The sequence below is a fragment of the Anoxybacillus sp. ST4 genome (assembly GCF_019448545.1).
GTDB classification, from domain to species: domain Bacteria; phylum Bacillota; class Bacilli; order Bacillales; family Anoxybacillaceae; genus Anoxybacillus; species Anoxybacillus pushchinoensis.
The window spans coordinates 63,613-73,805 of the sequence record NZ_JAHZOE010000012.1 but is presented as its reverse complement, the minus strand read 5'-3'; the positions used below and the strand labels follow the sequence as shown (position 1 = coordinate 73,805).

At 43.0% G+C, this 10,193-nt stretch carries 8 protein-coding genes, 1 other RNA gene and 1 pseudogene; all 10 read left to right on the top strand.

Annotated features, from left to right (window positions below):
• Positions 1 to 409 precede the first annotated feature (409 nt).
• The 10 genes and pseudogenes from K1I44_RS09360 to K1I44_RS09315 all read left to right on the top strand — a co-directional run bounded on the left by K1I44_RS09360 (position 410) and on the right by K1I44_RS09315 (position 10,180).
• Positions 410 to 739, top strand: coding sequence for a hypothetical protein (locus tag K1I44_RS09360; RefSeq protein WP_219985993.1), 330 nt, complete (start codon positions 410 to 412; stop codon positions 737 to 739).
• 209 nt (positions 740 to 948) lie between these two features.
• A pseudogene (locus K1I44_RS09355) lies at positions 949 to 2,222 on the top strand (RHS repeat domain-containing protein).
• A gap of 695 nt (positions 2,223 to 2,917) precedes the next feature.
• Positions 2,918 to 3,151: a preprotein translocase subunit SecG gene (gene secG, locus K1I44_RS09350; RefSeq protein WP_066322822.1), complete on the top strand. Its 234-nt coding sequence runs from the start codon at positions 2,918 to 2,920 to the stop codon at positions 3,149 to 3,151.
• Positions 3,152 to 3,220: 69 nt separating this feature from the next.
• Positions 3,221 to 3,958: an alpha/beta hydrolase gene (locus K1I44_RS09345; protein ID WP_219985992.1), complete on the top strand. Its 738-nt coding sequence runs from the start codon at positions 3,221 to 3,223 to the stop codon at positions 3,956 to 3,958.
• Positions 3,959 to 3,978: 20 nt separating this feature from the next.
• On the top strand, positions 3,979 to 6,255 hold the full coding sequence (rnr, locus tag K1I44_RS09340) for a ribonuclease R (RefSeq protein WP_219985991.1): 2,277 nt from the start codon (positions 3,979 to 3,981) through the stop codon (positions 6,253 to 6,255).
• Positions 6,256 to 6,333: 78 nt separating this feature from the next.
• On the top strand, positions 6,334 to 6,798 hold the full coding sequence (smpB, locus tag K1I44_RS09335; RefSeq protein ID WP_003399367.1) for an SsrA-binding protein SmpB: 465 nt from the start codon (positions 6,334 to 6,336) through the stop codon (positions 6,796 to 6,798).
• 99 nt (positions 6,799 to 6,897) lie between these two features.
• Positions 6,898 to 7,250, top strand: a transfer-messenger RNA (tmRNA) gene (ssrA, locus tag K1I44_RS09330).
• A gap of 169 nt (positions 7,251 to 7,419) precedes the next feature.
• Entirely contained in the window at positions 7,420 to 8,349 is a 930-nt protein-coding gene (locus K1I44_RS09325; RefSeq protein ID WP_219985990.1) for an ABC transporter substrate-binding protein, read from the top strand.
• A gap of 18 nt (positions 8,350 to 8,367) precedes the next feature.
• Positions 8,368 to 9,402 (top strand): FecCD family ABC transporter permease, encoded by a 1,035-nt coding sequence (locus tag K1I44_RS09320; protein ID WP_370627986.1) that lies wholly within the window; start codon positions 8,368 to 8,370, stop codon positions 9,400 to 9,402.
• On the top strand, positions 9,344 to 10,180 hold the full coding sequence (locus tag K1I44_RS09315) for an ABC transporter ATP-binding protein (RefSeq protein ID WP_483297872.1): 837 nt from the start codon (positions 9,344 to 9,346) through the stop codon (positions 10,178 to 10,180). The genes K1I44_RS09320 and K1I44_RS09315 overlap by 59 nt, the downstream gene beginning before the upstream one ends.
• Positions 10,181 to 10,193: the final 13 nt, after the last annotated feature.

The window sequence follows — 10,193 nt, the reverse complement described above, 5'->3', positions numbered from 1 at the left end:
CTCAACTGTAAATACAGCTTGTTGTACCGTCAACATGTGATTCACCTCCTTGTCTATCAATATTCACATCATAGACAGGAAAAGCAAAAAATATTCAGCTCACTTTATGATGTGGCTGAATAGTTACGGGGATCAATGAAAAGATTATGTAGGGGAGATGTTCAATAGATGCCAAGGGTATAGAATTTACAGGCAGTCAATGTTATGGAGGAGATTAGAGTGTCCTCGATGATTCTAGAATCGTTTTCAAGGACATTCAAACATCTAAAGCGCCGATGTTTGTGATTCATGGGAGGCACTTGTTCCTCTCGTGAATCATCTTGTAGTATACGATGTCTAAAGAGTAATTGGATAAAATAGGGGATCGTATGAAAAGACTTTCTTGAACTTACTGTAAGGGGGGGGAAATTTGCTTATTCGATCATATTTATACACTCAAGATAAAAATGAATCTTTTTCAATTATAGAAAATGTAATAAGTGTATTTAAGGGGAATTTTACAAAGTACACCGTTTTAAAAAACGAACCATATTGGAAAGATCCAAATTTATTTGTGGTAGAAGTGAAATTAAGCACCTACACAAGTTTTTCGATAGAAGATATAGAAGAAGGGTTGAGAAGCATTGCTGATAAGTGGCTTTATTTTGGAAATCCCGTTGATGAAGCATTGGCTTCAGATACAATGGAAGGTTGTCGGTTTCTAATAACAGGGGTTAAGATGATCAACATTTTTATTTAACATATCCACTGAGAAGTCTCCCACCCCTTAACAGAATGTAGGTGGGAGAAGCACATTTACTGTAGATGAGCAAATTCAATAACATAAAATTGCATCTTAGTAAAAAAGAAGTCATGGCCTGATTCCTTGGCTGGAACAGTGTAAATTAGTGCATTATTAAGTGCCAGGCACATGTCGAACGGGGCGTCCAATAGCGGAACAATCCACTGATTGGACAGCCCCTTTTTTATTGGAGTCATCGACACCTAACCGAGCCGCTACCGTTGATTAACGAGTCATTTCACTTACTACATGACGAGAGAGGCCACGTTCGCACGTTTACGACTGGAAACGGAGCGGGCGCAACCTTCACGTATGATGACCGCGGCTTGGTGAACAGTCTGTCAGTGGGAACTGCAGATGGAACCGAGTTATTGGCGGAAACGTACCGTTATGACGAAAACGGCAATCGGACGAAAATCGAGTCCCCAACAGGAGAAGCGATCGTTTACCGTTATGATGCGCTCGATCAACTAGTGGAAGAGCAATGGCCGGATGGAACGACGATCGAGTACACGTACGATGGATTCGGGAACCGAACGAAAATCGTGAAAACGAAAGACGGATCATCGACGACGACTACGGCCGATTATAATGCAGCGAATCAATTGACTCGTTTCGGCGATGAAACGATCACGTACGATGCGAACGGCAACCGTGTCGAAGACGGACAGTATCGATATGAATGGAACGAAGCCGATCAGCTCGTCTCCATCACAAGAAAAGGCGAAAGCACGCCGTTTGTGACGTACAAATACGACGAAGACGGCCGACGCATTCAAAAGACCGTGAATGGTGTCGTGACGAACTACCACTACCAAGGCGACAGCCTCAACGTCTTGTATGAAACCGACGCGAGCGGAAATGTGGTACAATCGTATGTATACGGAGAAAACGGCCAGCTGTTGGCGATGAAAAAAGGCGGGGCGACGTACTTCTACCACTACAACGCGCATGGCGATGTCATCGCGTTAACCGATGCGCAAGGAAACGTGGTGGCTCGTTACGAGTACGACACATGAGGCCAAATTCGTTCCCAAACGGGCGCCCTAGCAGACGAAAACCCGTATCGCTATGCGGGATATCAATATGACGAAGAGACGGGACTATACTATCTGATCGCCCGATACTACCACCCGACCATGGCGTGTTCTTGTCCATGGATCCAGACCCAGGCGATGCGGATGACATCTTAACACAAAATGGTTATACGTACGCGAACAACAACCCGGTGATGCTGGTCGATCCGGATGGGCATTTTGTGTGGATGGCGATTAATGCGGGATTTGCGGCGTATGATGGGTATAAGGCGTACAAGTCGGGAAAAGGATGGACAGGTGTCGCAGCTGCGGCGGCTATCGGTTTTGTCGGAGGAGGAAGGCTCAAAGTGGCAAAACACCCTGTTTATGTCTTAAAGAAAGGCTTTAAAAATGGGAAACGGTAACGGAAAAGATTTGAAAGAAAAAAATCAACCATCGAAGGTTGAGGCTCAAATCACTGTATATTGTGATAAACATCGTAGCTGCTGTTATAATAACCCATATTGCGAGGGGACTTTTTATTACTTTCCATCAGGTGAATCCGTGCTACAATATTGTGGATGTTGAAGTGTATTGAGTAAATAATTACTGTAGACGAGCAAATTCACTAACATAAATTTACATCTAGACAAAAAAGGAGACATGCACTCGGTTCCATTGAGTTCGTTTATGACGCGGCAAATCAAGAGATTCCCATTGATGTTATCAAAAAACAGCTTCATGTCGCCTAAGAGGTACTCTGCATAGCCATCAAGTGAAGCCTTGGAGCCGTTCGCTCCAAGGCTTCACTCTTCATCTTTGAAAGCTGTGACCATGAGAAGTATAAAAGATAGTCAGGAACGCCTATTTATCAGGCGTTAAAAGCATTGAAAGGGTTTTAAAAAAGGAAAAAAAGGCACGAAAACAGGAGGAGGGGATTAGAAAACGCTTACAAAAAAATAGGTTATTTAAACCAAATATATCCAGAGAATCGAAATATCAAAAAAACCTCCCACAAACTCTTGACTCAATCCGTATCTTTTCGTTCGTTGTACAAATGGATGATATTATGTTAAAATGTAGCTATTGTGATTGATGTGCGTCGTTGGAGGTGTTGGACATGCATGCGTTGCTTGTTACGTTGTTAGTGATTGTATCGCTCGGGATGATTGTTGTGGTGTTATTGCAATCTGGCCGGAGCGCAGGGCTTTCGGGCGCGATTACAGGCGGTGCTGAACAATTGTTCGGCAAGCAAAAAGCGCGCGGATTAGATGCCGTGCTGCATCGAATTACCGTTGTTTTAGCCGTATTATTTTTCGTATTAGCGATTGCGGTGACGTATTTCCAATTGTAAAATATGGGGAAAGGGCGGTCCATTCGAAAAGGGCTGCCTTTTCTGTTGGAAAGAAAGGAGACATGAGTGATGAAGATGATTCCCCCACAACCGTTTACGTTTGAAGCTGGTGAGCGGGCTGTTTTATTATTGCATGGATTCACTGGCAACTCAGCGGATGTGCGGATACTTGGGCGTTTTTTACAAGCGAAAGGATATACGTGTCATGCCCCAATTTACAAAGGACATGGCGTGCCGCCAGAAGAGCTCGTTCATACCGGTCCAGAAGATTGGTGGCAAGACGTCATAAATGCCTATGAACACTTAAAACAAAAACATGAAAAAATCGCCGTTGTAGGCTTATCGCTTGGCGGTGTGTTTTCGTTAAAACTTGGCTATACTGTTCCTGTTGTCGGCATCGTACCAATGTGTGCCCCGATGTATATCAAAAGCGAACAAACGATGTACGAAGGAGTTTTGGCATACGCTCGCGAATATAAAAAACGTGAAGGAAAAAGTGAGGAACAAATCGAGCGGGAAATGATGGAGTTTGCCAAAACGCCGATGAAGACATTAAAAGCATTGCAACAACTGATTGCCGAAGTGCGCGATCATTTAGATTTCATTTATGCCCCTATTTTTGTCGTACAAGCGCGCCATGATGACATGATTAACCCAGATAGTGCAAATATTATTTATAACGGCGTCGAATCTCCGGTAAAACAAATGAAGTGGTATGAGGAGTCAGGGCACGTCATTACGCTTGATAAAGAAAAAGAACAGCTTCATGAAGACATTTATACGTTTTTAGAATCATTAGATTGGTAATCCTCAAAAGGAGGGATTGAATGAAAGAAAAATTATTAGCGTTTATGCGCGATGAAGCGTACAAACCGCTTACTGTTCAAGAGTTAGAAGAGGCGTTTCACATTGTGGATGCCGCCGAGTTTAAAGAACTTGTCAAAGCGCTCGTTGCGCTTGAAGAAGAAGGATTGATTGTGCGAACGAGAAGCAATCGCTACGGGCTACCTGAGAAAATGAACTTAATTCGCGGGAAAGTGACCGGGCATGCGAAAGGATTTGCGTTTGTTATTCCTGAAGACCCGACGCTCGATGACATTTTTATTCCGCCATCAGAGCTGAAAAACGCGATGCACGGTGATACCGTTCTTGTGCGTGTAAACGGACAAGCAACGGGGGCGCGTCAAGAAGGGACGATCGTCCGCATTATTGAACGTGGTGTAACGGAAATTGTCGGCACGTATACAGAAAGCAAAAACTTCGGTTTCGTCATTCCAGACGACAAAAAAATCGTCAACGATATTTTTATTCCGAAACATGCGGCAAATGGCGCCGTCGAAGGACATAAAGTTGTCGTTCGTTTGACGACGTATCCAGAAGGACGGATTAGCGCAGAAGGAGAAGTTATTAAAATTTTAGGGCATAAAAACGATCCTGGGGTCGATATTTTATCCATTATTCATAAACATGGATTGCCACTTCAATTCCCAGAAGAGGTGATCGCCCACGCCAACAGCATTCCTGATACGATTTCTGAAGAAGATTTACAGGGCCGACGGGACTTGCGCAACGAAATGATTGTGACGATTGACGGCGAAGACGCAAAAGATTTAGATGATGCAGTGACGGTGACGAAATTAGAAAACGGAAACTATAAGCTTGGCGTTCATATTGCGGATGTAAGCCACTATGTGACGGAAGGCTCGCCGATTGACCGTGAAGCATATGAGCGTGGGACGAGCGTCTACTTAGTCGATCGTGTCATTCCAATGATTCCGCATCGGTTGTCAAACGGCATTTGTTCATTAAATCCGAAAGTTGATCGATTAACGTTATCGTGTGAGATGGAAATAAACGATCGCGGGGAAGTCGTGAGTCATGAAATTTTTCAAAGTGTTATTCGCACGACAGAAAGAATGACGTATTCAGATGTAAACCGCATTCTCGTTGATAAAGACGAGGAGCTTCGAGAAAAATATGCTCCGCTTGTGCCGATGTTTGAGTTAATGGCAGAGTTAGCCGATATTTTACGAAATAAGCGAATGAAGCGCGGCGCCATTGATTTTGACTTTAAAGAAGCGAAAGTGCTTGTTGATGAAAATGGAAAACCGTATGACGTTGTGTTGCGTGAACGTTCTGTTGCGGAGCGATTAATTGAAGAATTTATGTTAGCGGCAAACGAGACGATTGCCGAACATTTTCATTGGATGAACGTTCCTTTTATTTATCGTGTGCATGAAGACCCGAAGCCGGAGAAGTTGCAGCGCTTTTTAGAGTTTATTACGAATTTCGGCTATATTGTGAAAGGAACAGGAAACCAAATTCATCCTCGTGCCTTGCAAGAAGTGTTAGAAGCTGTGCGCGGCGAGCCGGAAGAAATGGTCGTGTCGACCGTCATGCTTCGCTCGATGAAGCAAGCGCGCTATGATGCTGAAAGTCTCGGTCACTACGGACTATCAACCGAATTTTATACGCATTTTACCTCGCCGATTCGTCGCTATCCAGACTTAATTGTGCATCGCCTCATTCGCACGTATTTAATCAACGGGCAAATCGATGAACAAACGCAACAAAAATGGGCGGAGAAGTTACCGGAAATTGCCGAACATACGTCGAATATGGAACGTCGTGCCGTCGAGGCAGAGCGCGAAACGGATGATTTGAAGAAAACAGAGTTTATGGAAGATAAAATTGGCATGGAGTTTGACGGCATTATTAGCTCGGTGACAAACTTTGGATTGTTTGTTGAACTGCCGAATACAATCGAAGGGCTTGTACACGTTAGCTATTTAACGGACGATTATTATCATTACGATGAGCAGCATTATGCGATGATCGGTGAGCGAACAGGGAAAGTGTATCGCATCGGTGACGAAATTACCGTGCGCGTCATCAATGTCAATAAAGAAGAACGTATCGTCGATTTTGAAATTGTCGGCATGAAAGGGCGCAAACGTAAACAAGCGAAAGCTGCTCCAGTCGTTATCGAAGGAAAACGGAAAAAGAAAAAAGAAGAGCAATGGCCAACGAAAAAAACGAAGAAAAAGAAAAAGTTTTATGAAGATATACCAAACATGAAAAAGAAGAAAAAGAAAAAACGATAAGAAAAGCCTCGTCAGTAGAGGCTTTTCCTTTCTTCTTATTTTTGCTAAAATATTGGTTGTCTGAAGGGAGGGAAACAAATGCCAAAAGGGGAAGGAAAGCTGATCGCTCAAAATAAAAAAGCGCATCACGACTATTTTATTGAGGAGACGTATGAAGCAGGACTTGTATTGCAAGGAACGGAAATTAAGTCGATTCGTGCAGGCAAGGTGAACTTAAAAGATTCGTTCGCGAAAGTGGAAAAAGGTGAAGTGTTTTTGCATAATATGCATATTAGTCCGTACGAACAAGGAAATCGTTACAATCACGATCCGCTGCGGACGCGCAAACTACTGCTTCACCGCCGCGAAATTAACAAATTGATCGGCTACACGAAAGAACAAGGTTATACGCTCGTGCCGTTGAAGTTGTACATTAAAGATGGCTTTGCCAAGTTGTTGCTTGGTGTCGGAAAAGGAAAGAAAAAATATGACAAACGAGAAGATATGAAAAAGAAAGAAGCGCAACGTGAAGTCGAGCGCGCTTTTCGCGAACGACAGAAATAAGCCAATATGTTACAATTGCAAAACGGCTGAAATGTGATATAATAAAGCGTGTCAGCCAGTTACGAAAGCTTAAGCTTCCTTCGTACGTTTCTCTTATACGGGGACGTTACGGATTCGACAGGGGTAGATCGAGCTTAAGCTGCGAGCCGAGGGGATCGTCCTCGTAAAAACGTCACTTAAAGATAACTGGCAAAGAAAACTACGCTTTAGCTGCTTAATTAATGCGGCTAGCTCCTACCGCCATCGCCCATGTGGCGTCCTAGGGGTTCATAACGAGTGGGCTACGCCTAAGTCCGCCGTCTGAGGACGAGGGAAGAGACGAATCAGACTAGCTGCTCGGATGCCTGTCGGTAGGCGGAAGAAGCGGCGAAATATAAATATACCGACTACGCTCGTAGACGCTTAAGTGGCGATATCTCTGGACGTGGGTTCGACTCCCACCGTCTCCATACTTCATTAAAGATGAAAACGACTGCGTTTGCGGTCGTTTTTTATTTTGGATACGTTTCTATCGTTTATAACTTTTATATGCGAAAAACTTATTGACAAAGATTATCAATATCGATTATGATTTTGTTTGTAAATGATAATGATAATCATTAGAAAGGAGAAAAAGAAATCATGAGGAAATTATTTTCTTATGTCCTGTCTTTATGTTTGCTTGTCGGGTTGTTTGCTTTCAACGGTGGGACGGCTGAAGCAGCGACTGGACTAACCATTAAAGATTTAGCAGGGCGGACGGTAACGTTTGATCGCACACCGCAACGTGTCGTTGTATTAAGCCCGGGGGATCTACATACGCTTCGAGCGCTCGGCGTACAAGTGGTTGGGAGACCGACGTCTGCGACACCTGTTGATGCGGGCTTACAATCAGTTCCGCAAGTCGGAAATATTCATCAACCAAACTTTGAAAAAATCGTAAGTTTACAGCCAGATGTTGTTATTGCAGGGACATCTTTTTTAGGTCATATTCAAAAAGCAGAGTCATTGGGATTGAAAGTCGTTATCACTTCTGGTAGTTCTGTTCGTGATATTCAATCGTCTATTACGTTGCTAGGAAAACTATTTAACAAAGAACAAACAGCGAAAGTATTAGTCAGAAAAATTGATAATAAAGTAAAAAAATATAGTAAAACAAAAACGAAAGTGCGTGCTGTCATTTTATTCGGCTCAGGTGCTAGCTCACTTGTTGCTCTACCAACATCGTTTTCTGGGGATGTGTTAGCAAAAGCTGGCGGGGAAAATATTGCGGCGAGCTTTTCGCAATTGAAAGACTATCCTGGCTACGCTAATTTGAGCACGGAGCGCATTATCGCAAGCAATCCGGATGTTATTTTCATTATCACACATGCGAATCATGCGGAAACAAAAAAAGCGATGATTAAGTTAATGTCAACAAGTTCGTGGCGTAACTTGAAAGCGGTGAAAAATAAAAATGTTATCTTTTTACCGAGTGAGTTATTTGCAGCAAGCCCTGGTGTGAAAATTACTGATGCATTAGATCATATGAATAAAGAGCTATTAAAAGTGCGTGCGAAAACGAAAAAGTAGTGGATGAGGGATGACATCGTGGAAACGTTTCTCAGCGACATAAAAGAAAGAAAACATCCTTATGCGAAAAGAAGAGTATCGACGTTTGTTTTCCTTCTTATCTCGATCGTATTCGTATGTTTATACTCTGTCGTTACAGGAAGTGTAAAATTGCAATTGCACGAAGTTTGGGAAGGTCTTACAGGAGAAAAAGATTCTATGTTTTATACGATCGTATGGGACTTACGGTTGCCGAGAACGATCGTTGGATTAATTGTCGGCATGTGTTTAGCTATTTCAGGGACAATTATGCAAGGGGTGATGAAAAATCCACTTGCTGACCCGGGGATTATCGGTGTATCGTCTGGAGCGGCGTTAATGGCAGTAATTATTACGATTTTACTGCCGCAATATATTGTGCTATTGCCACTTGCAGCGTTTGTCGGAGGATTTATTACAGCGATGCTCATTTATGCGTTAGCGTGGCAAGGAGGTTCATCGATTGCACGAATTATTTTAGTCGGGGTCGCTGTTAATGCCATTATTGGAGCGACGATGAGTGCGATCATGTTGTTGTATAGCGATCGCGTTCAAGCTGTTCTCCCATGGATGGCTGGTGTAATTTCAGGTGCGACGATGGAACAGGCTAAATTACTTGTGTTTTACAGCATTCCGGGTTTGATTTTGTCACTCTTTGCTATTCGCCACATTCGCATTCTACATTTAGGGGATGAAATGGCGAAGTTGTTAGGGCATCATGTCGAACGTTCTCGTTTCCTTTTGATTGTAATTAGTACATTTTTAACAGGTATCGCTGTTAGCGTCTCTGGACTTATTGGCTTCATTGGTCTTGTTGTTCCCCATATGATTCGACTAATTGTTGGGAGCGATGATCGTTTTGTATTGCCGCTATCAGCATTAGGTGGCGGGGCGTTTCTTGTATTTGCAGATACGATTGCGCGCAGCTGGTTTGATCCAATTGAATTGCCTGTCGGTTTGTTACTATCCTTTTTAGGTGGACCATTCTTTTTATATATTCTCCATAAAAGGGGGGGCGTGCGTGCTTTCGGCTAAATATGTCACCTACCAACATTCAGATCATTTCTCAATTGAAGATGTGCATGTCGACATTCAAAAAGGGGAAGTTGTTAGTCTAATCGGTCCAAACGGTTCTGGAAAATCGACGCTTCTTCGTCTCCTTTCGCACGTGTTGAAGCCGATCGGTGGCACCGTGTTGCTGGACGGAAGTGACATTCATACATTAAGTCGTAAGGCAATTGCTAAAAAAATGGCGATGTTGCCGCAAACGAACAATCATCAGTTAGATATGACTGTTCGAGAGCTTGTAGAGTTTGGAAGAAACCCTCATAAAGGTTGGTTTCAATCGTTAAACGAAGAAGATGAACAAGTCATTCGCTGGGCGCTAGAGATGACCAATTTACAATCGTACGAGTATCGTTTTTTACATTCTTTATCCGGTGGGGAGCGTCAACGCGCTTGGATTGCAATGGCTTTGGCACAGCGTCCACAAGTGTTGCTTCTTGATGAACCGACAACGTATTTAGATATCGCGCATCAGTTGGAAGTGATGGAACTCATTCAAATGTTAAATCAACAATTAGGAATGACGGTTGTGATGGTTTTACATGATATTAATCAAGCTGCACAATATAGCGATCGAATGATTGTGATGAAAGACGGAAAAATCCAATATGATGACCGCACGCAATGTGTGATTTGTAAGCAAATGTTTCAACATATATTCGGCATAGATGTAGATATTCGATATGAGGGGGATAAACCGTTTTTCATTCCCCTTCGAAAAAAGTGTTCCATTCCGTGCTTGACTTAGAAAAGGTGGCTGA

Excerpts from the sequence above, each read along its gene's own strand:
- secG (WP_066322822.1), top strand. The coding sequence starts at position 2,918 with ATGCATGCGTTGCTTGTTACGTTGTTAGTGATTGTATCGCTCGGGATG.
- K1I44_RS09345 (WP_219985992.1), top strand. The coding sequence starts at position 3,221 with ATGAAGATGATTCCCCCACAACCGTTTACGTTTGAAGCTGGTGAGCGG.
- rnr (WP_219985991.1), top strand. The coding sequence starts at position 3,979 with ATGAAAGAAAAATTATTAGCGTTTATGCGCGATGAAGCGTACAAACCG.
- smpB (WP_003399367.1), top strand. The coding sequence starts at position 6,334 with ATGCCAAAAGGGGAAGGAAAGCTGATCGCTCAAAATAAAAAAGCGCAT.
- K1I44_RS09325 (WP_219985990.1), top strand. The coding sequence starts at position 7,420 with ATGAGGAAATTATTTTCTTATGTCCTGTCTTTATGTTTGCTTGTCGGG.